The organism is Flavobacterium sp. WG21, assembly GCF_000335775.1.
Taxonomy (GTDB): Bacteria; Bacteroidota; Bacteroidia; order Flavobacteriales; family Flavobacteriaceae; genus Flavobacterium; species Flavobacterium tructae.
In genome coordinates this window covers 1-26,291 of record NZ_AMYW01000041.1, presented here as the reverse complement: position 1 = coordinate 26,291, position 26,291 = coordinate 1, and the positions used below count along the sequence as shown (strand labels likewise).

Sequence of the window (26,291 nt, the reverse complement as noted above, 5' to 3'; positions counted from 1 at the left end):
AAAAATCAACTCCAAAATCCATTTTCAGGAATTTTACCGAAAACTCCGTCATAGTGTTTTTTCAACACACTCAAATCACAATCATAATCTCCCGTTGGAAGAAATGGCTTTCCTAAATTGACTTCTTTTTTCCCCCAGTCAAAAGCGACAGGAATAATGGGCACATTTGCCTTAAGGGCAATATAGTAGAAACCGCTTTTTAATTCTTTAACACCTTTACGAGTCCCTTCAGGAGCTACAGCCAGGCGAAAAACCTCTTTACGGTCAAAAATCGCAGCAATTGATTCTACTTTATTCAATCCGCCAGTACGATCTATCGGCTCTCCACCTACATTTCTGAAATAATATCCAAACGGAAAGCGGAATAATTCTTTCTTTCCTACCCAATTCATCTCCAAACCAGAAATTCCACGAGTAAAAATTCCTAAATAAAAATCATGATTGCTTGTATGCGGCATTACCATCATCACACATTTTTTCACTTCAGCATTTTCAATCCCTACTATTTTCCAGCCCATTAGCTTAAAAAAAATGAATTTGTACAATCGCTTTTTCATTAATTACTTTTTTACTGCAAAATAAAAGATTTAAAGTGGTATTTTTGAGTAAAAGCATTTAAAATGATCCAAAAATTGTTCAGTTATATTGTTCCTATAAAAATATTCAAAAAAAAATCACAAAGAAGCAAAATCATCGAAGTTACCTGGGCCAACGGCGAACTGGTCCTTGATTCTGAAAATACAAATTACTCTTATGGAAGCCTGCAACGTATCTTAAGGTATGGTCTTCGAAATATTGGATACGATGCCATTCTTAAAATGAATCATATTTTATTATTGGGAGTTGCCGGAGGAAGTGTAGTAAAAACTTTGGTGGACGAAATTCAGTATAAAGGTAAAATTACCGGAGTAGAAATTGACCCCGAAATGATTAAAATAGCCAATGAGTATTTCAATCTGAATGAAATCAAACAACTGGAAGTGGTAATTGATGACGCATTTGAGTTTGTTTTAAAGACAAAAAATAAATATAATTTAATTATTATTGATATTTTTGAAGATATCAAAATGCCAAATTTTTTATTCGAACGTTTTTTTAGCGAACGTATCTGTTCCTTATTGCAAAATCACGGATTTGTTTTATTTAATACCATGATTTTAGATGAAGCGCATAATGTTCGAAACCGAAAATACATTTCTGAAATTGACCCCAAACTGTTTGCATCAAAAATGCTCCCACGAGTTGAAGCTCACAATGAATTAATAATTATCGAAAAAGTAGTTTAAATTTATGAAACCTCTTGCCTCTATTTTAAAAGCCTTACCTCCCACTAAAATAATAGATTCCACCATTGATATTTCAAAATACATCCCTTTAGATTTATCCGTAACCAATCAGGAACTTGCTGATTTTAAACCTACCTGTACCCAGGAATTTGAAGGTTTTATTTCAGACTACTTAGAAAAAAATGATGCCGAAGTGGCCTTTGGCGGTTATATTGAAGGAAGAACTCTTTATCAACGCAGTGCCATTTTTAAAAACAATTCTATTCCGGAACGCAACATTCATATAGGACTGGACTTATGGACAAAAGCAGACACAGCAGTTTTGGCACCGCTTGACGGAAAAGTACACAGCTTTAAAAACAATATAGGCTTAGGCGATTATGGTCCGACCATTATTTTAGAGCATCGGATAGAAAATGAGAAATTTTATACTTTATACGGACATTTATCGTTAGAAAGTATAGAGAACCTCAGTGTTGGGACATTTTTTAGTAAAGGTCAAAAGATTGGAACCTTGGGAAGTTCGTCCGTTAACGGAGACTATCCTCCACACGTACACTTTCAAATTATTCGAAACATCGAAAACTATTCCGGTGATTATCCGGGAGTATGCAATACCAACGATTTGAACTTTTACATTGAAAATTGCCCTGACCCCAACTTATTATTAAAAATTACTTAAATAGTTATGAAGAAAGCAGGATTGATTATATGTTTGTTGTTGTTATTGGGATGTAAATCGAAAACAATCCACAGAGATACTGAAGATTTAAAGATCAAGAAAGTCACTGCTGCCGAAATAAATTCCAATCAGCAGAAAAAAGCGTATGAATTAGGAAAAAGGGTGCTGGAAACCTGCAATTCCTCAAAATTCAAACCTTTTAACGAGACTGAAGTCACCAAATCGGTAATGGAGAATACGACCGAAGAACGTCTGACCAAAACCTGTCAAAGGTTCAGACAATACTATGGAAGTTTCATCGATTTAAAACTGGACGGTGTTTACAGAACAAAGCAAGAGATTATTTATCGATATCATGCGCTGTACACCAAAAAAGTAGCCAATAAAGAATTGCGCATTTTTGTAAATGAAGACAATCTGATCTCAGCTATAAAATCAATGGATTGGGACGAAAAATTTGACTCAAAAGTAACAGATCAATAAAGTAAAACCTATGAATTTAAAACTGCCTCTTTTAATCGTATTGTTAATTTCCGGTTTCATAAATGCACAGCAAACCGTAAGTATAAAAGGTTCTAAACCATTTCCGGCAACAACCAATTATACTTTTATTTGTGAAAAATATGTATTTACCGGCGAAACGGAAGTTCAGATTGCGAAAACAGATAAAGGAGGGGTTTTAAAACTATCAATAGGAATTTCTAATGATAAAACTCAAATCTCAGGAGGCGTATATGTTGACCTTGTTAACGGAGATGTAATTGCTTGTGTGGACAAAAACATCAAAGAAACCCTTGACGGAAAAACTACTGCTTATTACTATTTCACCCCTGCCGAAATGGTAAAACTAAAGAAAACAGACATTAAAGCCATCCGATTTATCATTAAAGGGAACAATACAGCCGCTTTTGGTGACCAAACCGGTTACTTTACTGCTTTGAACAAAATGGCGTACTTTTCGACAGCATTCGATAAATCTAAAAAAACTTTTGACACTGCAGCCGCAATTAGTGTACTGTAAGTGCTTTTTTTAGTACAATAAATTCTATATTTATAATCTAAACAACATTTTTATGAATTCGAATGAAGCTTTAATTACAAAATTCTATACTGCTTTTGCCAATGCCGATGCTAAAACAATGAGCGAATGTTACCATCCAAAAATTCATTTTATCGATCCGGCTTTTGGTTTACTAAAAGAAGAGCAGGTTTCTAAAATGTGGGAAATGTTGATTTTGAAAAGTAAAGGCAACATTAAAATCGAATTTTCAGATATTAAAGCCGATGATTCTTCGGGCAGTGCTAAATGGGTTGCAACTTATAATTTTAGCAAAACCAATAGAAAGGTAATCAATCGTATTTCTGCTGAATTTGCTTTTCAGGATGGTCTGATTATCAAACACACAGACAATTTTGATGTTTGGAAATGGTCGAAACAGGCTTTCGGTTTTACCGGATATTTAATGGGCTGGACAGGCTTTTTTCAAGGAAAAATTCAAGAACAGGCACTCTTGTCCTTAAAAAAATTTCAGGCAAACCAGACAGGTTCTTAAAACCTGTCTGATTTATGTATTTTTACGATTTGAACCATCCGGCCACTAAATCGTCTTCAAACGAACCGGCGTTCTTGTGAACAAATTCATTCGTATCTTTATTATAGGAATAATCCAAAGCCCACTCCTCATGATTTTTCGCTAAATCTTTAATGCTTTCACAAACAAAAGCAATTTCTTTATCGGTAGTAGTTGGATGAATTGACATTCTGATCCATCCCGGTTTTTTAATTAAATCTCCAATCGTAATTTCATTCACCAGTTTATTAGATGTTTCCTGATCTACGTGCAATAGAAAATGCCCATACGTTCCCGCACAACTGCATCCTCCTCTAGTTTGAATTCCGAATCTGTCATTCAGTAATTTCACTCCTAAATTGAAATGAAGATTTTCAATAAAAAACGAAACAACCCCTAAACGGTTTTTATGTTGGCCTGCCAGAATTTTAATATTGGAAACAGTGTCCAGTTCATTAAAAACATACTCTACAATCTCATGTTCACGTTGTAGAATATTCTCGATTCCCATTTCTTCTTTTAGCTCAATTGCTAACGCCGTTTTAATTACCTGAAGAAAACCTGGAGTACCACCATCTTCACGATCCTCAATGTTGTCGATATATTTATGTTCGCCCCATGGATTGGTCCAGCTAACTGTGCCTCCACCAGGACAATCGGGAATCATATTGTTGTATAACTTTTTATTAAAAATTAAAACCCCTGAAGTTCCGGGACCTCCTAAAAATTTGTGTGGAGAAAAGAAAATTGCGTCCAGGTATGCTTCTGAATCTTCAGGATGCATATCGATTTCGACATAAGGTCCTGAACAGGCAAAATCAACAAAACAAACACCATTGTGCTTGTGCATCAATTTTGCAGCTTCGTGAAACGGTGTTTTTAAACCTGTAACATTCGAACAGGAGGTAATAGAAGCAATTTTAATAGTTCTTTCGCTGTATTTCTCTAACAGTTGCTCTAAATTATCCAGACAAAAAAGTCCTTTTTCACAAGATGGAATAATTTCAACATCCGCAATGGTTTCCAACCAGGAGGTTTGATTGGAGTGATGCTCCATATGAGAAATAAAAACAACTGGGCGCTTTTCAGCAGGAACAACAGTGCACTCTTTTAGGTTCTCAGGGATTTTCAACCCCAGAATACGCTGAAATTTATTGACAACACCCGTCATTCCGGTTCCATCTGTGATCAAAACATCATCATTGCTCGCATTGGTATGACGCTTGATGATCGATCTGGCATGATGATAAGCTTTTGTCATGGCAGTACCTGACACTGTAGTCTCTGTATGTGTATTGGCTACAAAAGGCCCGAATTCATTAAGAATTTTCTCCTCAATAGGTCGATATAACCTTCCGCTGGCAGTCCAATCGGTATAAATAATCTGCTTTTTGCCAAACGGAGAAGAAAACTCCTGATTAATTCCTACAATATTCTTTCTAAAATCCTGGAAATAGGTTTCTAAAGTGATGGTACTATTTTTGCTGTTCATTAGTGTGCCTGAATTTAATTGCAAATATATTGCTTTTTTATAGAATTGCGAATTTATCAATTATAAACTTCAAACACTAAAAAACTGTTTGATATCTTTATTTTAACTGTCTTTTTACTTATAATTTATCACAATATTCTATCGGATTAATAGGACATTAAAACTTGAACAATACTATTTATGGGGAATTTATCAGTTGCCACTTTTGGTGGAGGATGTTTTTGGTGTATTGAAGCTGTAATTCAGCGTTTAAAGGGAGTCGAATCCTTAAAATCAGGATATTCGGGTGGTTTTATTAAAAATCCACCCTACCGTGAAGTATGTACCGGAAGAACCGGCCATGCAGAAGTCATACAAGTTGTTTTTAATCCTGACATAATTTCATACCATGACCTAATTTTCATATTTATGACAAGTCATGATCCTACCACCCTGAACCGTCAGGGTGCGGACAGCGGGACACAATATCGCTCGATTGTTTTATATCATAGTGAAGAACAGAAAGCGATTGCCGAAAAGGTTTTTGAAGAAGTAAAAGCTTTTTATGAAGACTCGATTGTAACGCAGCTCGTTCCTTTTGAAGTTTTTTATGAAGCTGAAACAGACCATCAAAATTACTACAACAACAATCAGGATGCACGTTACTGCCAGATCGTAATTGATCCTAAAGTTCATAAATTAAAAAAAATGTACGCCGACCGATTAATGGATTAAGCAGACATTTTTATCATACTTTAAAATAACACAATACAAACAGAACTCGTTTTAATCTGAAATCAGAGAAAGATTATTCTAATGAAAAATTTAAAAATAAACAACCGATTTACTGCTGAGCTGCCCGCAGACTCAAATGAAACCAACGAGGTTCGTCAGGTTTCTAATGCGCTTTTCTCGTATGTAAATCCAACAAAACCATCCAATCCTAAACTGATTCATGCTTCACAAGAAGTAGCGGAATCAGTTGGAATTTCGCTTGATGAAATTAAGTCCGCATCCTTTTTGAATGTTTTTTCAGGGAAAGAAACATTACCTGAAACTCGTCCGTTTGCTATGTGCTATGCCGGACATCAGTTTGGAAACTGGGCAGGGCAATTGGGTGACGGCCGTGCCATTAATTTAACTGAAGTGACACATAACGATGAATCTTTTATGCTTCAATTAAAAGGTGCCGGAAGAACTCCGTACTCCCGAACTGCTGACGGCCTGGCTGTTTTGCGTTCGTCTGTAAGAGAATATTTATGTGCCGAAGCCATGCATCATTTAGGAGTTCCCACTACCCGATCCCTATCCCTTATGCTGTCCGGAGATCAAGTTTTACGTGATATGTTATACAATGGGAATGCTGCTTATGAAAAAGGTGCAATTGTTTGTCGCGTAGCTCCTTCCTTTATTCGTTTTGGAAGTTTTGAAATGCTGACCGCCCGAAATGAGCTTCAAAACTTAAAACAGTTTGTGGAATACAATATTAAATTCTACTTCCCGGAAATAAAAGGAGAGCCTAAAGAGCAATACCTTCAATTTTTCAAAACAGTAGCCGATAAAACCCGTGAAATGATTCTGCATTGGCAGCGTGTGGGTTTTGTACATGGAGTAATGAATACCGACAACATGTCAATTCATGGAATTACGATTGATTATGGTCCTTACGGTTGGCTGGAAAATTACGATCCAAACTGGACTCCAAACACCACAGACAGTCAATACCGAAGATATCGTTTTGGAAATCAACCACAGATTGCGCAATGGAATTTGTACCAATTGGCCAATGCCATTTACCCGTTAATCAATGAAGCAGAACCTTTAGAAAAAATTCTGGAGTCTTTTATGATTGATTTTGAATCTGATTATAAGAATATGTTTTTAAGCAAATTAGGCTTACTTATTTCAACCGAAACTGACAATACGTTAATTGACGGTTTGGAAACTGTTTTGCAACTGTCTGAAACAGACATGACGATCTTTTTCCGAAATTTAAGCAGTGTACAAAAATCAGATTCTCCTGAAAAAGCAATCGAAAGAATTCAGGATTCGTTTTATATCCCCGAACAAATTTCAGGTACAATTTTAGAATCATGGCAAAAATGGTTTACTCTTTATCTCGAAAGACTTCATACGGAAGCGCTTTCTGATAGAGAACGTTCTGAGAAAATGAACACTATAAATCCAAAGTACGTACTTCGAAATTATATGGCGCAATTGGCTATTGATGCCGCAGATCAGGAGGATTATTCTTTAATTGATGAATTGTATCAACTTCTGCAAAAACCGTATGACGAACAGCCTGAATTTCAAAAATGGTTTGCCAAACGTCCGGACTGGGCCCGCTCAAAAGTTGGATGTTCTATGCTTTCTTGCAGTTCTTAATTTTTTAGCCACGAATTCACGAATTTTAATTTTTTGTAAACTTTGCAAAGTTTTAATTCGTGAATTCGTGGCTAATACTTATTTTGAAGTAATATAATCTACAATCATGTTCGCATGCACACGAGAATTTTCGATAAACCATTTGTGCGTATGCATTCCTCCGCAAATTACACCCGCTAAGAATAAACCTTCCACATTGGTTTCCATCGTTTCGGGGTTGTATGTAGGGGTTTTTAATTCATCTTCTGATAATTGTATTCCCATATTTTCCAGAAAAGCCAAATCAGGTTTGTATCCGGTTAGGGCCAGTACAAAATCATTTTCAATAGTAATTTTCCCCGTAGGAGTTTCTATTTCTACTTCATTTTCTCTGATTTCAGTAATATTTGATTCGAAATAAGCTTTAATACTGCCTTCCGAAATTCGATTTTCAATATCCGGTTTTGCCCAATATTTCACCCGACTATTGATTTCCTTTTTCCGAATAACCATGGTTACATTGGCTCCTTTTCTCCAGCATTCCAAAGCCGCATCTACTGAGGAATTGTTTGCTCCTACCACCAAAACATTCCTAAAAGCATACTCATGGGCTTCTTTATAATAATGACGAACTTTAGGCAATTCTTCTCCTTTCACTTCCATTTCAATCGGAATATCATAAAAACCGGTTGCAATGATCACATTCGCAGCTTCATAAAGTGCTTTATCAGTTGTAATTTTAAAAGTGGTATCAGCAAGTTTCTCCACCTGAGTTACTCTTTCAAATAAATGAATGGAAAAATTAAAATACCGATGAATATTGCGATAATACTCCAATGCTTCCTGACGTCCAGGCTTCGGTGCCAGACAACTGAACGGTATGTCTCCTATTTCAAGTCTTTCCGCAGTGGAGAAAAAAGTCATATACAAAGGATAATTGAAAATACTATTGACTATAGCACCTTTTTCAATTATCAAATAACGCAATCCTTTCTTTTGGGCTTCAATTGCACAAGCCAAACCAATAGGCCCGCCCCCTACAATAATCAAATCATATGTATTCATGTTTTTTACTTCTCCCACTCTTTAAAAGGGTTCTTACTCAAATAAGCGTTATAATATCTTGGATCGTTTGTTACCTCTTCACCCAGCCAATCCGGCTTCTCGAAAGTTTCTGTTTCCGATTCCAACTCTACTTCTGCCATCACCAGTCCTTCATTTTCTCCGTAAAATTCATCTACTTCAAAAATATGTTTCCCTAATTTTATTTCGTAACGCGTTTTCTCGATTTTTCCTTTCTCACATAACTTAAGCAATTCCAATGCTTCATCAAGCGGAATCTCATTCTCCCATTCAAAGCGGGACATTCCGCCCTGCTGACTAACTCCTTTTATGGTAATAAAACCTCTTTCGCCTTTAATGCGCACACGAACTGTTCTTTCCGGAACTGCACTTAAATAGCCTTGGGCAATTTTATTGTGCGTAAAAGCTTGTTCTTTAAAATCAGCTGATTTTACCAGAAACTTTCTTTCTATTTCGACCATTTTGATGTCTGAATTTAATTTTTATGCAAGTTACTCAAATTAATTTGGCCTAAGAATTGAAATTACAAGAATCATTTCTAGACTTTAAATTTCACTTTTGTAATACGCTCACAATAAGAATAATAACTTTAAAATAACTGATTTTTAATAGGTTATGTATTTATTTTTTTGTTAAATTTGATAGAATCTTAACTTCATCACCTATGTCTAAAAAAGCACTTTATCTGTTAGGCATTGTAATAACCATTATTTTAGGTACCTTTTTGTATTTGAAATTTTGCTGCAATTGCACTATGAAAACACCTGCGGTTGATACTGGAAAAGTATCAAAAGTAGTGGCTCCGGACGAAACTACTGTCCCTTTTATTCTAAATGGTTCCGGAATTGATTATCATACCAATGATAATATCAAGTTCCTTAAAAGCAGTCCTACAGCACTTTTGCCTGTGGGTGATTCGGTATCGATTGGAATTCAAAACCTTAAAACATTCCTGATCGCTAATCCAAAGCAAAAAATTACCATAACAGGTTATGCTACTTCAGACGAAACCAATACGACAACTTTTGAAAATCTGGGTTTGGCGCGGGCTAATGACATTAAAAAGTATTTTGTGTCACAAGGTTTACCTGATGCGCAGTTAAACACAAAGGGTGAACTGATTGATAAATGGCAAACGAAAAAAGATACACTGTTTGGACCTGTCAAATATGCTTTTGAAGCTCCGGAAGCCGCTCCGGCTGTAACCGACGAATGGGCGATTCTAAAAGAAAAAATCAATGGTGATCCGCTCATTTTACATTTCAACACCAATAAAGCCAGTGATAAGTTAACACCTGCAGAAAAAGAAAAAGTGGCCGATCTGGTGAAATATATGGAACACGTGAAAGAAGCGGTAATTGTAGCTGTTGGACATAGTGATAATGTTGGAAACCGTGATTCTAATGTGGCTCTTGGTCAAAAACGGGCCGAGTTTACTAAAAATTATTTGTCGAAAAATGGTGTTGACGGAAATCGGATAACTGCAGAATCAAAAGGTCCTGACGAACCTATTGGTGAAAACACTACTGTCGAAGGCAGGGCAAACAACAGAAGAACAGTGATAACAATTAAATAATCAATCAAAATATACGATCATGAATATACCTTGTATCTTAATACCGGCTCTAGTGGGATTAATCTGTGGAATTTTGGGTTACTTACTGGGAAAAATGAATTCTAAAGGTGACGATTCACTGGCTTTGTCACTACAGTCCGATTTGGATGCCTGCAAAGCCAATACGCGAAACCTAAATGCTAAAATTTCTTCTCTGGAGGCTGAACTGGCTGCAAAAGCTAAAGTCAACAACGCTCCACAATCTTTCGCAGCAGCAACAATACCTGCAATACCTTTTGACGGTGCATTGGCGGCAACCGCTTACGGTAAAAAAATTAAAGAAAATGATTTAAAAATAGTCGAAGGTATCGGGCCAAAAATCGAAGCGTTATTTAACGCTGCAGGAATTAAAACATGGCACGAACTGTCAGAAGCTTCAATCGAAAAATTACAATCCATTCTGGATGGCGGAGGTGAAAATTATGCTATCCACAATCCAAGCACCTGGGCCAGACAGGCATTACTCGCTTACCAGGGCAAATGGCAGGAATTAAAGGACTGGCAGGACAGTCTAAAAGGCGGAAAAGAATAAAACCGAAATCAATATAACCATAAAAACTGGCTTAAAGCCAGTTTTTTTTATAAACTGCTGAGAAAATCGAAATCCCAGTCTTTTGTTTTACTGTACCATAACTGTCCCCCCACAACTTCAAGCGGACAATCAAAATTATTAGTATAAAGTGCTCCGGTTCCAAGACCCTGAGGCATTTTTGAGTTTTGCAAAAATGTCCATTGTGCGATCGCATTAAGACCTATATTACTTTCCAATGCCGAAGTAATCCACCATCCTATTTGATACTTATCAGCCAAATCTATCCATTCTTTTGTACCTTTAAAGCCACCAACAAAACTAGGTTTTAGAATAATGTATTGTGGCTGTACCTTTTGCAGTAAAGCCTCCTTTTCTTCTAGCGAGAAAACACCAATCAATTCTTCATCAAGAGCGATAGGAAAGGGTGTAGTTTTACACAAATCGGCCATTGCAGTAATATTTCCTTTCTTTATAGGCTGTTCAATGCTATGTAGCTGATATTTATTCAATTGATTCAATTTACCTAATGCTTCATTTAAATCAAAAGCGCCATTAGCATCGACCCTGATTTCAATTTGCTCTGCTGAAAAATGACTGCGAATAAAAGCCAATAACTCCAGTTCCTTTTCGAAATTGATGGCTCCTATTTTCAGCTTTATACAATTAAAACCAGCGGCTAGTTTCTCTTCGATTTGTTCTTTCATAAAGGAAGCTTCCCCCATCCAGACCAGACCGTTTATCACAATTGACTCTACATTACCAGTAAAATCGGACGGAAACAAAACAAAAGGATCTTCACTTTTAAAAGATAAAAATGCCATTTCAACACCAAATTGTATTGATGGGAATTCTAATAAAGCATCCCAAAGTACCTTTTCTCCTAAGTGAATATTATCACACGTCCATTGCAGTTTTTCTTCATAATCTTCGCGATCATCCGCACTCAAACCACGAAGTATTCCACACTCTCCTATTCCTTTTTTACCGTTCTCTTCCAGAACAATAAACCAGGTTTCCTTCTCGGTCATAACCCCTCTGGAAGTCCCGGAGGGCCTTTTAAAATCAAGCATGTATTTATGGAAGGTTGCTTTCATATAATAAACAGATGGTAAAAAAATAAGCCTGAATAAATAGGTATCATACCATTAAACAGGCTTATTATTGATTTTATGTTTTTTTAATTGTACAGTTTCAATATTTTTTCAAAATCTTTTGAAGGTAATCCTGCTTTTTGAAAAATTACGAAATCCTGTTTTGTTTTCTCTATCCAGCTTAAACTGTCTGTTACGTTTTGCGACTGGTATTTTTTATAAATGGCTTTCGCTTCGCTATAATCATCACTAATCAGATAAACGTGCGCCAGATTTAATTTGACAAGCAACTCTGTATCGTCCAATTTTTCACCTTCTTTCAAAAATTTAATGGCTTTACCGTATTGTTTAGTCAAAATATAGCAATATCCTATCGAACTGTAATCTAAAGCCGTTGCTTTTCCGTCGTTAATGATGGTATTCAGTTTCGGAATCGCTTCATTGTATTTTTGAAGTCTGACTAAAGCAGCAGCCTGTGCTCTCAGGTCGTTGTAAACATTTTTAGAAATATCAGCATCTTTATAACAGCTATTTCCAAAATCCTTATAAGCTTTAGTCTTTTCAATTGGCAGCAGTTTTTGAAATTCTGTATAACGGTACTGTTTCATGATTTTATCAAGTATACAAACACAAAAATCATCAGAATTTGCCATTTTCTGAGCCATTGTGGAGGTTTTACAAAGACTTATAATTTCATTTTTATTGTCCTGATTCCATCCACGATTCAGTTTTGTGTCTACCCACGGCACTACTTCCAGAACTATTTTTTGATTTAGAAGCCAATTTTTGCTATGAAAACCAAACCAAAGTGTATTTACATTCTGTCCCAAACAGGACGATTTATCCAGCGACAATCGTTTAGCATCTTTGCTTAAGGGATCTTTCTGATCGTAACAGGCTTTCTCTGTTTTACCATCAGTGATATACTTTTTTGCCGTCTCGTTGGAGGTAAATAAAGCATACGTACAGGTATCATCACCTGAAATTTTAGACATTAGAAAAACTGCTCCGGCTGATCCCTGACTGATTCCGGTTGGATCCGGAATTGATTTTAAAACGGAGACCAGACTGTTTGCCATCTCCTGATTTTCATCTAAAAGTGTAATTCGGTATACAATTTCTGTTGTTCCTACGGGTAAATCTTCTGTTTTAAGAATAATTCGGTCACGGGCAGAAACTATAATTTCCTTTGTAGTAGCACGTTCTTTATCCCAATAACCGTCTTTTTGTGCAAAAATACTGCACGAAGTCGTAATTAAAAGAAACAGGGCAATTTTTTTTAAAATCATTGTAGAAATTTTATTTTAAGATCACTTACAAAATTCAGGCCTTATTATTTAATATTCTGTAAATTCTTTTCTCCGCTTCAGCTTTTGTAATCCCATTATAAAAATCTTTCACAAAAGGATGATCGAAATCCTGGTGTGGAAAAATTTCAGGTCTTTCATTACCGGGTTTGGTCACTACTGTTGTGGGAATACTGCTCGAAAATTCGTAATCCGGAATGTAATTCGAAAGCCATCCGAAATACTGTGCTTCGTGATTTTCATCTTCGCCATTTTCCAGATAATCTTCAAAACTTTTTTCACTTAGCGAAACCCAGAAGCCATACTCTAAATCTTCGCAATGATCGTTTACTTGCTGAACCAAAACTGCTCTGATAAAACGATGCACCTGATCCGGATGCTTGATCACACAAAAATCATCATTAATCTCCGCAATTTCCTCTTTCTCTTCCGGAGAAAGTTTATCATAAGAAAAAGGTGAACTGTAAGCTAATGCCGGCCAGCTTTCATGCTCTTCACCACAGCATTCACAAATAAACTTAATATCTGACATTTTAATTACAGTTCAATTGATTCGCCAATTTCCAAAAGCATCAAGTCTTTTCCTTTATCAAAGAACTTGCGAATAGCGTCTTCATGATCGATTTTAATGTAGCCAAAAGTATCAAAATGATACCCAAGAATCTTATCGCATTCTACAAAATCAGAAGCTATGATGGCATCTTCAACATCCATTGTAAAATTATTACCGATTGGAAGAATGGCCAGATCCAGTTTGGTTCTCATTGGAATTAGTTTCATATCCATAGTCAGTGCGGTATCACCGGCAATGTAAATATTTTTATGTTCGCCCTCAATTACAAACCCACCCGGATTTCCGCCATAACTTCCGTCAGGGAAAGAGCTTGAATGAATCGCATTGACATATTTTACTTTTCCAAAATCAAATTGCCAGCTTCCGCCGTGATTCATCGGGTGTGAGCTGAAACCTAATTTAGCATAATAACCTGCAATTTCCGCATTTGAAACGATCACCGCTTTGGTACGATTGGCAATAGCTTCAACATCCAGAATATGATCGCCATGCGCATGAGTCAGTAAAATATAATCTGCTTCTAAGTTGTTGATATCAACTCCTGCTGCCTGTGGATTTCCTGTAATAAAAGGATCTACAATAATATGTTTTCCCCCCACTTCAATACCTAAAGACGCGTGTCCGTAAAATGTTATTTTCATTTTAATTCATTTTTAAAATTGAACTTTGTTTTATCTTCCCCCTAAAAAGAGGTTGACAATAATGTCTGAAATCAATGAAATCATACATACCGTCAGTAATATTGAAAGTAAAAAGGTACTTAGTGCCAGTTTCTTCAATTCAGGATCTAACAACTTTGGATTTTGGTTTTTATAAACGGTAATTAAATGTTTAGTTAAAGGAATAAAAGCCAATAAAAACAAATACTGATCGAAGTTATAATCACTCAAAAAGGCAAAAGCAACTACTAAAAGCATAGCGGTAATAATCAAAGTGAAATGATAAATTTTAGCTTTTGCACCACCGATCTGAACTACAATGGTATTTTTTCCTGATTTGCGATCTGATTCTTCATCACGCATATTGTTCAGATTTAAAACTCCAACACTTAATAAACCGATTGAAATAGCTGGTAAGATCAAAAGCGGATCGACTTCTTTTGAATACAAAAAGTTTACTCCCAAAGTACTAACCAATCCGAAGAAGATAAAAACGAACAAATCTCCAAATCCTCTGTATCCGTAAGCTGAATTTCCAACGGTATAACGAATTGCCGAAACAATTGCTGCTATTCCAAGTAATAGGAAAAAGATAGAATATCCAAAATTACTTTCGCCAAAAGCGAAATAGATCAGTACAATTGCAGACAACAAAGTCAAAAATGAAGTAATTATGATGGCTTTTTTCATGGCCTGAGGTGTAATAACACCACTCTGAATGGCACGCTGTGGACCAACTCTGTCGGCATTGTCCGTACCTTTTACACCGTCACCATAATCATTTGCAAAATTGGACAAAACCTGCAATCCAAGCGTCGTTAATAGTGCAAAACCAAAAATTTTCCAACTGAATACCTCTGTTGGTGTGTTAATGGTTTCCGTTGGGTTGGATAAGGCATATATACTTCCTACTATGATTCCGGAAACTGATAAAGGCAATGTACGCAAACGAGCGGCATCAATCCAATGTTTCATTCTATTTTATTTTGTTAGATTATTTGTTTCAGGTTTCAGATTTCACGTTCTCAACTTGAAACCTGAAACTATTATTTTAAGCCTTTTATGGCAACCATTTATTCTCGCCGAAGTTTGGCTTTCTTTTTTCCAAAAAGGCATTACGTCCTTCTTTTGCTTCTTCGGTCATATATGCTAAACGTGTTGCTTCTCCGGCAAAAACCTGCTGACCTACCATACCGTCGTCTGTTAAGTTCATGGCGAATTTTAGCATCTTGATAGAAGTTGGAGATTTTTGCAGAATTTCCTGTGCCCACTCGTAAGCAGTAGCTTCAAGCTCATCGTGTGGAATTACAGCATTCACCATGCCCATATCCATAGCTTCCTGAGCAGAATAATTTCTACCTAAAAAGAAAATTTCACGCGCTTTTTTCTGTCCGACCATTTTAGCCAGATAAGCAGATCCGTAACCACCGTCAAAACTGGTTACGTCGGCATCCGTTTGTTTGAATATGGCATGCTCTTTACTCGCCAAAGTCATATCACAAACGACATGCAGACTGTGTCCACCGCCAACTGCCCAACCCGGAACAACTGCAATAACCACTTTTGGCATGAAACGGATTAAACGCTGTACTTCAAGAATGTTTAAGCGGTGTTGTCCATCTTCACCCACGTAACCCTGATGCCCACGTGCGTTTTGATCGCCTCCACTGCAAAAAGAATACACTCCGTCTTTTGTAGAGGGGCCTTCTGCAGACAGTAAAACCACTCCTATCGAAGTATCTTCCTGCGCATCGTAAAAAGCCTGGTACAATTCTGAAGTTGTTTTTGGACGGAATGCATTTCTAACGTTTGGTCTGTTAAAAGCAATTCTCGCAACTCCGTTACATTTTTTATACGTTATATCTTCAAATTCTCTGGCTGTAATCCAATCCATTTCTGTTTGTTTTGTTTTTAATAATTGATAGTGTAAAAATAAAGCATTTTTATATTTTTACCTACCGCTATTTGTTTTTAGTCGCAACTAAAATCTGTTGTAATGTTAACAATTGGTATAATCTTACAAAAAATAATAATTTTAACAGTAGTTTTAAAAAATAATATTTAATTTTACCACCTAGAAATCAATGAGATACATTTTATTTCATTGACTAGAAGATTGATTTTCTTTCACTGATTTATTAACCTAAAAAATGATTTTTTTGAGAAAATTTAAAAATTTTGTCGCTCATTATTTTACGGTTTTTATTCATACGCCGTGGATCAATGAGCAAATGATTTATTCATTTGTTGAAACTTCGAAAAGGAGATAGTAACACCTAAGGTTAAAAGCTGGAATTGTTTAAGAATTAGTATGAGATTGATTACGAAAAGAGGAAAAAATACTAATGAAAACTTTCTACAAGTTATTTTATCAAACCAAATGGGTCGAGCCGTGAAATTGAGTTTTTGCTTTTAATATGAATTTATAAATTGTTTAAAGACATACCCATTTCAGAAAATAGTTTCTAAAATTTTTAAAGCTATTATTTTTTGAATGGATTCGAGTTTATTTTATTTCTGTTTTTTTTTAATTACAATTTTTTTTAAAACTAGAATAAAAAGGGAAAGGCTACTTGTAATGAGTAGCCTTTCCTGTTATAACAATATATTTTAAACTTCAAATTCCAAATTCCAATAGTACGTATCCTATTGGAATTTGAATTTTGGAATTTTTATTCCTTTACCAGATAAATTCCGTCTTCTTTAATTTCGATGAGTTTTTCTTTATACAAAGCTCCAACAGCCTTTTTAAACGTTTTTTTACTCATTTTTAGTACCGTTTTGATGTCTTCCGGATGTGAATTATCATTTAAACGTAAAAAACCTCGATTGGCTCTTAATTCGTCCAGAATTTTCTCTGCATTAGGCTCAATACTCTGATAACCTTGTACTTGCAATGCAACGTCAATTTTATGATCAGGACGGATATTTTTAATGTAGCCGCGCATTCTGTCTCCGGTTCTAATGGCGTCATCATACACCTCGTCTTTGTACAGCAATCCTTTGTGTTTCTCGTTAATGATCACATTGATTCCTATTTCAGTGATATGAGATACAATTAATTCTACTTCCTCCCCTTTTTCAACGGTCAGCTGCTCATTGCTCAAAAACTGATTGGTCTTACTTGAAGCTACCAGACGATTTGTTTTTTCGTCCATGTACAAATACACCAGGTAACGTTTTCCTTTTTCCATTGGACGGGCTTGTTCTTTAAACGGAACAAGAATATCTTTTTCCATTCCCCAATCCATGAAAGCACCTACGTTATTAATGTAATTCACCCTTAATAGCGCAAATTCATTTAACAGAATATAAGGCTCTAAAGTGGTTGCCACCGGACGCTGTTCGTGGTCCAAATAAACAAAAACGATTAATTCTTCACCAATTTCAAACTCGTTCGGTACGTATTTGTTGGGTAATAAAATATCGTGAATTCCTTCAGGGTCTTTTTCAGGATTTCCTAAAAACAAGCCAACTTTGGTATCACGAAGTATAGTAAGGGTATTGTATTTTCCTATTTCAATCATATGCTAAAAATTCTAAGCTGTTAAGCAGCTAAGTTTCGAGCTGCAAATGTACGAAGTTTGAAAATGGTAATCCTAAAAATGTTTCTAATTAAAAAAAGGCAGTTGCATCTTATTCTAATTTATTCCTTTTGGTTACATTTGAAAACCTATAATTAATCCAAAACCAATGAAAAAGACCATTTTCTATTCTATTTTTACCTTCTTATTTTTTACTCATATTGCTACTTCACAGATTACGGAGGATCCTGAAATCAAAAAAAATGATCGGCGAAATCAAAGCTGAAAACCTCGAAGCTACTATTCATAAATTAGTTTCTTTTGGTACCAGACATACCCTCAGCGATACCAAAAGTAAAACCAAAGGTATCGGCGCGGCACAACAATGGGTAAAATCGGAGTTTGATAAATTTGCTCTGGAATCTGGGGGAAGACTAACTTCTAAAATCGATTATTTTGATGTAAAAGCCGATGGAAAACGAATCGCCAAAGACAGCCAACTGGGAAATGTTATGGCGACCTTAAAAGGTACCGATCCAAACGACAATCGCGTAATTATCATAAGCGGACATCTGGATTCGAGAGTTTCAGACGTTATGAATGTGAAATCTGACGCTCCGGGAGCCAATGATGATGGTTCGGGTGTTGCAGCTGTTATCGAACTGGCCAAAATAATGAGTAAAAGATCATTTCCTGCTACTATAATTTTTGTCGCGGTAACCGGTGAAGAGCAAGGCCTTTACGGTGCCCGTCACTTAGCAGAATTAGCCAAAGCAGCCAACTGGAATATTGTAGCCATGCTAAACAATGATATGATTGGAAACAGCCTCTCAAGCGGTACAAATTTAAGAGATAACACGCAGATCAGGATATTTAGCGAAACCATTCCGTTTACAGAAACTGAAGAGGAAGCTAAAATGCGCAAAGCAACAAACCGTGATAACGACAGTCCTTCAAGATTATTAGCCCGTTATATCAAAACTGTTACGGAACAGTATGTAGATCAGCTAAAAGTAAAATTGGTTTACCGAAATGATCGTTTTCTTCGTGGCGGAGATCATACTCCGTTCAGTCAAAATGGATTTACTGCTGTTCGTTTCTGCGAAATGAATGAAAATTTCAATCATCAGCATCAGGATTTAAGAACTGAAAATGGTATCCAGTACGGTGACCTCGCGGAATTTATGGATTTTGACTATTTGAGAAAAAATACTTGTTCAAACTTAGCAACTTTGGCTAATCTAGCCTGGTCGCCAAAAGCACCTTTAAACGTGGGTATTGAAGTAAAAGAACTTTCCAATTCTTCTACCTTAGCCTGGACTACACCTGAAGGGCAAACTCCTTTTGGTTATCAGATTTTAATGAGAGAAACTTCATCTTCTCATTGGGAGAAAACTTTTTTTGTGAAAGAAACCAAGGCCGAAATTCCCTATTCAAAAGACAATTACTTTTTTGCCGTACAAAGTGTTGATGCTTTAGGGCATGCAAGTTTACCGGTATTTCCGGTTCCAATTCGTTAATTCCCTTACTATCATAAAACAAAAAAGACGCAAAGAAAAAAAATAATCTTTGCGTCTTTTGTAATTTATAGTTTTGAGTCTAAACCAATTCTTTAAAATACTGCTTTAAAACAATATCATTCTCAGATGTTGGCGTGAATACTTCCAAAATACAAGGAGCATTGTTTGTAGCATAAAGCGACTTAATACCTCCTGTTAAAGATTTCTCATCTGTGGCTGTAAAATAATTCATCTTATACATTTTGGCCAGATGCTCAGCTGTCAAATGATGTGACGTTTCGAAATAGGTATTAAAAACCGGTTTTTCTTCATGGCCTGGAAGAATCCTAAAAATTCCTCCTCCTCCATTATTGATTAGAATAATTTTGAAGTTTTCAGGGATGTACGAATTCCACAAAGCATTGCTATCGTAAAGAAAGCTAATATCTCCGGTAATAAAAATGGTTTGTTTATCGTTTCCTACTGCTGCACCAATTGCTGTTGAGGTACTTCCGTCAATACCGCTGGTTCCACGGTTACAATAAACTTCGATGGAAGGATCAATCTCAATTAACTGTGCATATCGAATGGCCGAACTATTGCTAATTTGCAGCTGACTATTTTTAGGAAGTGATCCGATTACTTTTTCAAATACTTTAAAATCCGAAAATGTAATTTTACCCAGATATTCTTCTTTTCTGATTTTTCTTAAATCGTAAATTTGATCAATTTTAGAAAAATAATCACTTGCTGCAAATTCTGTCTTCGGAAGCAGCGCTTTGAAAAAAGCATCAGGTTCCATTATAAAATGCTTCGTTAAAGCATTAAAGGTATCATAAGCACGTAACGTATCAATATGCCAGTGATGTTCGGGTTTGTATTTTCGTAAAAAGGCTTTAATACGTTTGGATACAATCATCCCTCCAAAAGTAATTAACACTTCCGGTTCAAGATCTTTAAAATCAGCATCATCAAATGGCGTAATTAAAGTATCGATGCTGTTAATAAAACTGGGATGATGCAAATTTGAGGTCGTCTCCGTAAGTACTACAATTGAGGGATCTTTGGCGAAGTTTTCCAGAATTTCTTTATCGACAGAATTCGCTTCGTTTATTCCTCCAATAAGAATTAATTTTCTTTTTGAAGCATTCCAAACAGAAACAGTCTCTGCTTCGTTTTCTATGGTTCCTGCACCGATAATTTCCTCTAAATGGGTAATTGTTGGTGCTACAGAAAGTTCTGAAACGGTTTCGTATAATGGTTCTTCAAAAGGAGCATTAACATGAACAGGGCCTTTTTGAAGTATAGCTGCTTCTATGGCTCTGTTGATCTTTAAATCGTTTTCTATTGAAGCTTCTTCAGTCAAATTTGCGTTGTAAACAGAATGGTTCTGAAAAACATTCTCCTGACGAATGGTTTGCCCGTCTCCAATATCAATCTTGCTTTGCGGACGGTCGGCTGAAATGACAATAAGTGGAATCTGACTGTAAAATGCTTCGGCTACAGCCGGATAATAGTTTAACAAGGCAGAGCCTGAAGTACAAACAACTGCAGTAGGCATTTTGGTTTGTTGTGCAATTCCCAATGCGAAAAAAGCAGCACAGCGCTCATCGGCAATACTGTAACAGTTAAAATTAGGGTTTTGAGCAAATCCTATTGTTAGTGGAGCATTTCTTGATCCCGGAGAAATAATAATATTAGTGATTCCTTTGCCTGAACAAATTTCGATAATGCTTTGTGCAAGCGCTATTTTGGGGTAAATCATTCTTATGGTGTATTACTTTTTGAAAAGAGACTTACAGTTATAAAACTCTTTTTTTAACCTCACAAAGTTACAAACTTCGCATTGGATTTAACTTATAAATAGGAAGATATTAAAAGGAGTTTCCCAAAAAAGGGAATATATTTGTAAAACTGATTATTTCTATCAAAAACAAACCGATTATGCGCTTCTTATATTTATTTTTTCTTTTTATATCCCTACAGACTACATCGGCTCAAAATCAATTTGTTGCTGATGACATGCCTTATAATACCGCTCTGAACAATGCCAAAACACAAGGAAAACCGGTTTTTCTAATGCTTTATGCCGATTGGTGCCCACATTGCAATCTGATGAAAAAAGAAGTTTTTAGTGATCCTGCTGTGATCGATTTTCTAAAGAAGAATTATGTATGTGTCTGGAAAAATATTGAAAAAGAAGAAGGAACTGCACTTAAGAATAAATTCAATACAAAATCTTTGCCTTCCTTTTTATTTATAGACCCTGCCACCGAAACCCTTTTGTATGCTTTAAAAGGCGAATTAAAAAAAGAGGTTTTTATGACGGAAGTAAACAATGCCTTAAATCCGAAATTACAATTGCCTTACCTCGAAAAAGAGTTTCTCGCTGATCCTTCTAATGTCGACAAATTTTTCAACTATCTGAACACGCTGAAAAAAGGAAAAGACCGTACTGACTTATCAATTCCAACACATATTTATCTCAATACACAATCTGATGCACAATTAATTAGCGAAACCAACTGGCGAGTGATTGCCAATGGTGTTACAGATATCAAATCGAGGGAATTTCAATATGTATTAAGTCATAACAAGGAATTTGCTGCTGTGGCCTCCCAAAGTCGTATCGATCGAAAGATTGAAAATATAGTCACGGAATCGCTTCGTCCGTATGTTGATAATTTAGACACTACAAGCTATTACAAACAAAGAGAAATTGCAAAATCGATACGCTTGCAAAAAGTAGATTCACTGGTTTTTAAATTTGACTTAACTCTGGCAGAACGAACCGAAAAATGGCAATTTTATAAAAAAGTTACTCTTGAAAATACTCAAAAATTAGTATGGAATGATGCCGGTTCTCTGAAAGATATCGGACAAACTTATTTAAAGCATATTTCGGATACCGAGAGTTTAAAAAAATCAATCGAATGGATAAAACATGCTATTGAACTGAATGATTCTTACGATGGAAATCTACTTCTGGCAAGGCTTTACCAAAAAACAAAAAACAAGAAACTAGCCTTGCAATATGCTAAGGATGCTAAAGAAATCTCCAAAGAAATGAATTGGAACCCCAAAGAAGTTGACGCTTTACTGACAGAGCTAAACACTAAATAATACTTATTAGGAATCATCTGGCTGTTTCTTTAAAATAATTACCAAGCAGTCACACCCAAAAAACATCGCATATACCCAAAGAACTATGAGCCTAAACCTTAGACCGGCAACAACAAATGATTTAGAAAAGATTCTGAATATTGTAAACCATTCCATTCTGCATACCACCGCAAATTATAGTTATGAAATTCAGACTCTTGAAGTTCAAACGAAATGGTTTGAAGATAAAAAAGCTAAAAATCTGCCCGTAGTGATTGCCGAATTAGATGGCGAAGTAGTAGGATTTGGGAGTTATGGACAATTCCGTGAGAAAATCGGGTATCAATATACTGTAGAACATTCTGTATATGTAGTGGATACTGTTATCGGAAAAGGTATTGGATCTCAGTTACTGTCAGAACTCATTCGTTTGGCTAAAGAACAGGGGTATCACGTAATGATTGGCGCTATTGATGCCGACAACGCGGGAAGTATTGCTTTTCATGAGAAATTTGGATTTGTCGCAACCGGAACCCTTCGCGAGGTGGGATACAAATTTGATCATTGGCTCGATTTGGTTTTTATGCAACTGATACTACAATAGTTCTAACGCAATTCTATAAAAAAAACCACAAACCTAAATTTAATATTCAGATTTGTGGTTTTATTTTGCATTCTTAATTCTTTAACTAGCTCTTTATCCAGTTGATTACTTCCGGATCTGTTGGCAATGTTCTTGGCTTAATCACTTTTACCAACTCCCCTTTTTCGTTAATCAGGTATTTTTGAAAGTTCCATTCAACTTCAGAATCCTTCAAGCCATTTTTTGATTTTTGTGTTAAGAATTTGTACACTTCGCACATATCACTTCCTTTTACAGAAACTTTATCCATCATTGGAAAAGTTACACCATAATTTTGCTGGCAGAATGTCTCAATCTCTTTATTTGTACCTGGTTCCTGCTCGGCAAAATTATTAGCAGGAAAACCAACAATTACGAATCCTTTATCTTTATACTCTTTGTAAATTGCCTCAAGATCTTTGTATTGAGGAGTTAAACCGCATTTTGATGCCGTGTTAACAATCATCACTTTTTTTCCTTTTAGCGAAGCAAAATCAAAAGTGTCTCCTGATAAATCTTCTACCTTAAATTGATAAATGGTTTCTTTTGTCATAGGTTTATCCGTTTTAGATAATTTCTCTTTACTGGTTTGTGCCTGAATTTTAGTACCGAACAAAAGGACAATACTACAAGCTATAAATACTACTTTTTTCATTGTTTATTTTTTTATAAAATTAGTTAAATTCTCTTCTCAAAAATCACTTTAAATTCTTTATTTTTTGCTAAACATACGTTAAATAAAAAATGAAGCCTAACGTTAATCAGACGTTAGGCTTCCCCCCATACAAACAAATCAAACCATGAATTAATTGTTATTCCCTTTTTATATCGTTATATTAAAAATAGTTGATGCCCCGGTTATAGTGCTCATACATTTCAAATTTCCAATCCCTCAGGCGTATCTTTTTTAACGGCTTTTATCTTTTATTCTGGGCAAGAGTTGGACTACCTTCATTTTTTTGGAAGTCCGAAGACATCAACTGATCTACTAATTCCTAAATAATGTATTATCGCTTATTACAAGCTCTGAATTCTTATGAACAAGTCCTTTACGGAAATCACTTTTACTGAATCCCGCCAGCGACAAAACTGTAGTCAAACCAACAATCAGTATTTTCAGTTTATTTAAGCTATTCATGACAAATAAATTTTTATTTATTGAGATTTACTTTACGATTTACTCTTTCTAAATATTAATTTTCATTACTAATTCTTAAAACAAAAGTGCTGCTATAAAATTTCAATCTTCTTCATTTTCAAACTTTTGCTATTTACGACACTATAAATCCGATGTTATAATAGCATTTACGTAATTGGATTGCTTTTGGTTTTAAAAAAATCAAAAAAAAGTGATATTTTTTTCAAACCCCTTAGTTTCCTAGGTTTAAGACTACTAAAAAAATTAAAAAATTCACGAAAAAATAAATTATCTTTATCTCAGGTTAAACATAATGTCTCTTAAAATTTTGTTCCAACTTAAAATACCACACCTATGAGTCAAGAAGAATTATTAGTTTTAATTTACAAGAAAGACGAACGAGCTTTTACCCATTTGTACGATATGTACTCGAAAAGTTTGTTTTCTGTTATCAATGTTCTCATAAAAAACCGCGAAGAAGCCGAAGATGTTTTGCAGGAAGTTTTTGTCAAAATCTGGAAAAACATCGATTCTTATAATGAGAGTAAAGGCCGATTTTACACCTGGATCCTCAATATTGCAAGGAATACCTCCATTGACAAGTTAAGATCCAAAAATTTTAATAACAGTCAAAAAAACCTTTCTTCAGATAATTTCGTAAATCTGTTAGACGACAGTAATAAACTCGTTAATAGAATTGATACTATTGGAATACAAGAATTTGTAAAAAAATTAAAACCAAAATGTATCGAGATTATTGATTTATTATTTTTTAAAGGATATACCCAACAAGAAGCTTCAGAAGAATTGGCAATGCCATTGGGGACTATCAAGACGCAAAACAGAAACTGTATTAATGATCTAAGAAATTATCTAAAAATATAATGGAAGCAAAAGAGTATATAGAATCAGGAATTCTGGAACTATACGTTTACGGTTTATTGACCGAAACTGAAAATCTGGAAATAGCCGAACTGGCTAAGAAAAACCCGGAAGTTGATCAGGAAATTATTTCGATAGAAAAAGCTATTGTTGCTTTATCATCAAGTTTCTCTCCTTTTCACTCGGTAGCCAATTTTGAGAAGATAAAAGCCCGTTTAGAGCTGAAACACGGCAAAGTAGTCGACATGAAACCAGCTTCGAACTGGTCACAATATGTAGGCTGGGCTGCGGCAGTGTTACTGCTTTTAGGCTTTGGATATCAAACTCTGGAATTGACAAAAACGAAAGAAGCTATTGCTACTGTTGGGACTGAGAAAAATAAAATTGAAAAAGATTACGCTTTCTTAGATCAGCAGAACAAGCAAACCGAAAAAAGTCTTACTATTGTAAGAGACATCAAAAACACGGGTGTAACACTTGGCGGACAAGCCGTTTCTCCAAGTTCATTTGCAAAAGTGTACTGGAACAAAGACACAAAAACAACGTATATTGATGCTGCCGGTTTACCAAAACCTCCAAAAGGTATGGTATATCAGGTTTGGGCTTTAAAATTAAGTCCTGTACTAACTCCTACGAGTATTGGTTTATTGAGCGATTTTGAAGGAAACTCTCAAAAAATATTTGCTGTTAATCAAACTGATTCAGCAGAAGCTTTTGGAATCACTTTAGAGCCTGCCGGAGGAAGCCTGACTCCTACTATGGAACAATTGTATACTTTAGGAAAAGTTTAAAACACAATACATCTTATCACTTAAGAAACGCATATTCAATTTAATATGCGTTTTTTTATTACTTTCAATTAAAATAACTCGAAAAAAATATGAATGGAAATTTACTTTTAAGAACTGCAGTCGCTATTATTCTACTCACCCATTCTGTTTTCGGAATGTTTAATAACGGAATCAATGATTTTGGAAATCTATATTTAAATCAGATTGGCTTCGCTCCTTTTGGCGTTTTTCTGGCCTGGTCTATTAAACTATCCCATGTAGTAGCAGCCATTCTTCTGCTTAGTAACAAATACGTTAAACCGGCAGGTTTTGTCACTATTCTCATATTGATAATGGGAATAATCCTTGTTCATTTTCAGGAAGGCTGGTTTGTTGTAGGCGGTGGAAGAAATGGTGCGGAATATAACTTTTTACTCATTATTGTTTTAATCGTTATTATGTATCCTAATGGATTCAAAAAAAGAAAAAACTAAATACCTCCCGTTTAGACATAAAAAA

At 35.5% G+C, this 26,291-nt stretch carries 28 protein-coding genes; 15 read left to right on the top strand and 13 right to left on the bottom strand.

Going from position 1 to position 26,291, the window contains the following annotated elements:
- Nucleotides 1-5: 5 nt before the first annotated feature.
- A complete protein-coding gene (locus C245_RS0120695; RefSeq protein ID WP_017498528.1) occupies nucleotides 6-557 on the bottom strand; it encodes a 1-acyl-sn-glycerol-3-phosphate acyltransferase in 552 nt (183 codons plus the stop codon).
- A 63-nt stretch (nucleotides 558-620) separates the two neighbouring features.
- Between C245_RS0120695 and C245_RS0120690 the strand changes: the two genes are divergently transcribed.
- Genes C245_RS0120690 through C245_RS0120670 form a run of 5 tightly spaced genes read left to right on the top strand, consistent with a single transcriptional unit; the run spans nucleotide 621 to nucleotide 3,521 of the window.
- Complete coding sequence (locus C245_RS0120690) at nucleotides 621-1,286, top strand: spermidine synthase (RefSeq protein ID WP_017498527.1); 666 nt, start codon at nucleotides 621-623, stop codon at nucleotides 1,284-1,286.
- Nucleotides 1,287-1,290: 4 nt separating this feature from the next.
- The gene (locus tag C245_RS0120685; RefSeq protein WP_017498526.1) at nucleotides 1,291-1,968 is read left to right on the top strand and encodes a peptidoglycan DD-metalloendopeptidase family protein; all 678 of its coding nucleotides are present in this window, start codon (nucleotides 1,291-1,293) and stop codon (nucleotides 1,966-1,968) included.
- A 6-nt stretch (nucleotides 1,969-1,974) separates the two neighbouring features.
- Nucleotides 1,975-2,451 carry a hypothetical protein gene (locus tag C245_RS0120680; RefSeq protein WP_017498525.1) on the top strand — a complete coding sequence of 159 codons (477 nt, stop codon included), beginning with the start codon at nucleotides 1,975-1,977 and terminating at the stop codon, nucleotides 2,449-2,451.
- A 10-nt stretch (nucleotides 2,452-2,461) separates the two neighbouring features.
- On the top strand, nucleotides 2,462-2,989 hold the full coding sequence (locus tag C245_RS0120675; RefSeq protein ID WP_017498524.1) for a hypothetical protein: 528 nt from the start codon (nucleotides 2,462-2,464) through the stop codon (nucleotides 2,987-2,989).
- A gap of 52 nt (nucleotides 2,990-3,041) precedes the next feature.
- A complete protein-coding gene (locus C245_RS0120670; protein ID WP_017498523.1) occupies nucleotides 3,042-3,521 on the top strand; it encodes a nuclear transport factor 2 family protein in 480 nt (159 codons plus the stop codon).
- A 22-nt stretch (nucleotides 3,522-3,543) separates the two neighbouring features.
- Here the strand turns inward: C245_RS0120670 and C245_RS0120665 are convergent, their stop codons facing one another.
- Nucleotides 3,544-5,031: an aminotransferase class V-fold PLP-dependent enzyme gene (locus C245_RS0120665; RefSeq protein WP_017498522.1), complete on the bottom strand. Its 1,488-nt coding sequence runs from the start codon at nucleotides 5,029-5,031 to the stop codon at nucleotides 3,544-3,546.
- Nucleotides 5,032-5,211: 180 nt separating this feature from the next.
- On the opposite strand from C245_RS0120665, the gene msrA reads away from it, so the two are divergent.
- Nucleotides 5,212-5,745 (top strand): peptide-methionine (S)-S-oxide reductase MsrA, encoded by a 534-nt coding sequence (gene msrA, locus C245_RS0120660; protein WP_017498521.1) that lies wholly within the window; start codon nucleotides 5,212-5,214, stop codon nucleotides 5,743-5,745.
- An 81-nt stretch (nucleotides 5,746-5,826) separates the two neighbouring features.
- On the top strand, nucleotides 5,827-7,395 hold the full coding sequence (locus C245_RS0120655; protein ID WP_017498520.1) for a YdiU family protein: 1,569 nt from the start codon (nucleotides 5,827-5,829) through the stop codon (nucleotides 7,393-7,395).
- A 78-nt stretch (nucleotides 7,396-7,473) separates the two neighbouring features.
- On the opposite strand, the gene C245_RS0120650 is transcribed toward C245_RS0120655, so the two are convergent.
- On the bottom strand, nucleotides 7,474-8,439 hold the full coding sequence (locus C245_RS0120650) for a YpdA family putative bacillithiol disulfide reductase (protein WP_035747054.1): 966 nt from the start codon (nucleotides 8,437-8,439) through the stop codon (nucleotides 7,474-7,476).
- A gap of 5 nt (nucleotides 8,440-8,444) precedes the next feature.
- Nucleotides 8,445-8,918, bottom strand: a complete 474-nt coding sequence (locus C245_RS0120645; protein WP_017498518.1) for a CYTH domain-containing protein — start codon at nucleotides 8,916-8,918, stop codon at nucleotides 8,445-8,447.
- Nucleotides 8,919-9,211: 293 nt separating this feature from the next.
- On the opposite strand from C245_RS0120645, the gene C245_RS0120640 reads away from it, so the two are divergent.
- Together C245_RS0120640 and C245_RS0120635 are read left to right on the top strand one after the other, a co-directional pair.
- Nucleotides 9,212-10,033, top strand: a complete 822-nt coding sequence (locus C245_RS0120640) for an OmpA family protein (protein WP_232424391.1) — start codon at nucleotides 9,212-9,214, stop codon at nucleotides 10,031-10,033.
- 19 nt (nucleotides 10,034-10,052) lie between these two features.
- Nucleotides 10,053-10,604 carry a hypothetical protein gene (locus C245_RS0120635; RefSeq protein ID WP_026110201.1) on the top strand — a complete coding sequence of 184 codons (552 nt, stop codon included), beginning with the start codon at nucleotides 10,053-10,055 and terminating at the stop codon, nucleotides 10,602-10,604.
- Between the two features lie 47 nt (nucleotides 10,605-10,651).
- On the opposite strand, the gene C245_RS0120630 is transcribed toward C245_RS0120635, so the two are convergent.
- The 7 genes from C245_RS0120630 to C245_RS0120600 form a co-directional block, all read right to left on the bottom strand.
- Entirely contained in the window at nucleotides 10,652-11,698 is a 1,047-nt protein-coding gene (locus tag C245_RS0120630; RefSeq protein ID WP_017498515.1) for an o-succinylbenzoate synthase, read from the bottom strand.
- A gap of 83 nt (nucleotides 11,699-11,781) precedes the next feature.
- Nucleotides 11,782-12,984, bottom strand: a complete 1,203-nt coding sequence (locus tag C245_RS0120625) for a M48 family metallopeptidase (protein ID WP_017498514.1) — start codon at nucleotides 12,982-12,984, stop codon at nucleotides 11,782-11,784.
- Nucleotides 12,985-13,018: 34 nt separating this feature from the next.
- Nucleotides 13,019-13,534 (bottom strand): DUF2199 domain-containing protein, encoded by a 516-nt coding sequence (locus tag C245_RS0120620; RefSeq protein WP_017498513.1) that lies wholly within the window; start codon nucleotides 13,532-13,534, stop codon nucleotides 13,019-13,021.
- A gap of 5 nt (nucleotides 13,535-13,539) precedes the next feature.
- On the bottom strand, nucleotides 13,540-14,217 hold the full coding sequence (locus tag C245_RS0120615; protein WP_017498512.1) for a metal-dependent hydrolase: 678 nt from the start codon (nucleotides 14,215-14,217) through the stop codon (nucleotides 13,540-13,542).
- Nucleotides 14,218-14,247: 30 nt separating this feature from the next.
- Nucleotides 14,248-15,210, bottom strand: a complete 963-nt coding sequence (gene menA / locus C245_RS0120610; RefSeq protein ID WP_017498511.1) for a 1,4-dihydroxy-2-naphthoate octaprenyltransferase — start codon at nucleotides 15,208-15,210, stop codon at nucleotides 14,248-14,250.
- 85 nt (nucleotides 15,211-15,295) lie between these two features.
- Nucleotides 15,296-16,129, bottom strand: coding sequence for a 1,4-dihydroxy-2-naphthoyl-CoA synthase (locus C245_RS0120605; protein WP_017498510.1), 834 nt, complete (start codon nucleotides 16,127-16,129; stop codon nucleotides 15,296-15,298).
- Between the two features lie 778 nt (nucleotides 16,130-16,907).
- Nucleotides 16,908-17,762 carry a S1 RNA-binding domain-containing protein gene (locus C245_RS0120600; RefSeq protein ID WP_017498508.1) on the bottom strand — a complete coding sequence of 285 codons (855 nt, stop codon included), beginning with the start codon at nucleotides 17,760-17,762 and terminating at the stop codon, nucleotides 16,908-16,910.
- A gap of 260 nt (nucleotides 17,763-18,022) precedes the next feature.
- On the opposite strand from C245_RS0120600, the gene C245_RS23345 reads away from it, so the two are divergent.
- On the top strand, nucleotides 18,023-19,279 hold the full coding sequence (locus C245_RS23345) for a M28 family metallopeptidase (RefSeq protein ID WP_017498507.1): 1,257 nt from the start codon (nucleotides 18,023-18,025) through the stop codon (nucleotides 19,277-19,279).
- A 79-nt stretch (nucleotides 19,280-19,358) separates the two neighbouring features.
- Here C245_RS23345 and menD read toward each other — a convergent pair whose 3' ends face one another.
- Entirely contained in the window at nucleotides 19,359-21,023 is a 1,665-nt protein-coding gene (gene menD / locus C245_RS0120590; protein WP_017498506.1) for a 2-succinyl-5-enolpyruvyl-6-hydroxy-3-cyclohexene-1-carboxylic-acid synthase, read from the bottom strand.
- Nucleotides 21,024-21,202: 179 nt separating this feature from the next.
- Here menD and C245_RS0120585 point away from each other — a divergent pair, with 179 nt between their 5' ends.
- Together C245_RS0120585 and C245_RS0120580 are read left to right on the top strand one after the other, a co-directional pair.
- A complete protein-coding gene (locus C245_RS0120585) occupies nucleotides 21,203-22,381 on the top strand; it encodes a thioredoxin family protein (RefSeq protein ID WP_017498505.1) in 1,179 nt (392 codons plus the stop codon).
- An 85-nt stretch (nucleotides 22,382-22,466) separates the two neighbouring features.
- On the top strand, nucleotides 22,467-22,964 hold the full coding sequence (locus C245_RS0120580) for a GNAT family N-acetyltransferase (protein ID WP_017498504.1): 498 nt from the start codon (nucleotides 22,467-22,469) through the stop codon (nucleotides 22,962-22,964).
- An 85-nt stretch (nucleotides 22,965-23,049) separates the two neighbouring features.
- On the opposite strand, the gene C245_RS0120575 is transcribed toward C245_RS0120580, so the two are convergent.
- Nucleotides 23,050-23,637: a glutathione peroxidase gene (locus C245_RS0120575; protein WP_017498503.1), complete on the bottom strand. Its 588-nt coding sequence runs from the start codon at nucleotides 23,635-23,637 to the stop codon at nucleotides 23,050-23,052.
- Nucleotides 23,638-24,474: 837 nt separating this feature from the next.
- On the opposite strand from C245_RS0120575, the gene C245_RS0120570 reads away from it, so the two are divergent.
- The 3 genes from C245_RS0120570 (at nucleotide 24,475) to C245_RS0120560 (ending at nucleotide 26,266) form a co-directional block, all read left to right on the top strand.
- The gene (locus tag C245_RS0120570; protein ID WP_017498502.1) at nucleotides 24,475-25,005 is read left to right on the top strand and encodes an RNA polymerase sigma factor; all 531 of its coding nucleotides are present in this window, start codon (nucleotides 24,475-24,477) and stop codon (nucleotides 25,003-25,005) included.
- Nucleotides 25,005-25,793, top strand: a complete 789-nt coding sequence (locus C245_RS0120565; RefSeq protein ID WP_017498501.1) for an anti-sigma factor domain-containing protein — start codon at nucleotides 25,005-25,007, stop codon at nucleotides 25,791-25,793. The genes C245_RS0120570 and C245_RS0120565 overlap by 1 nt, the downstream gene beginning before the upstream one ends.
- Nucleotides 25,794-25,882: 89 nt before the next feature.
- On the top strand, nucleotides 25,883-26,266 hold the full coding sequence (locus C245_RS0120560) for a DoxX family protein (protein ID WP_017498500.1): 384 nt from the start codon (nucleotides 25,883-25,885) through the stop codon (nucleotides 26,264-26,266).
- The last annotated feature ends 25 nt before the right edge of the window (nucleotides 26,267-26,291 follow it).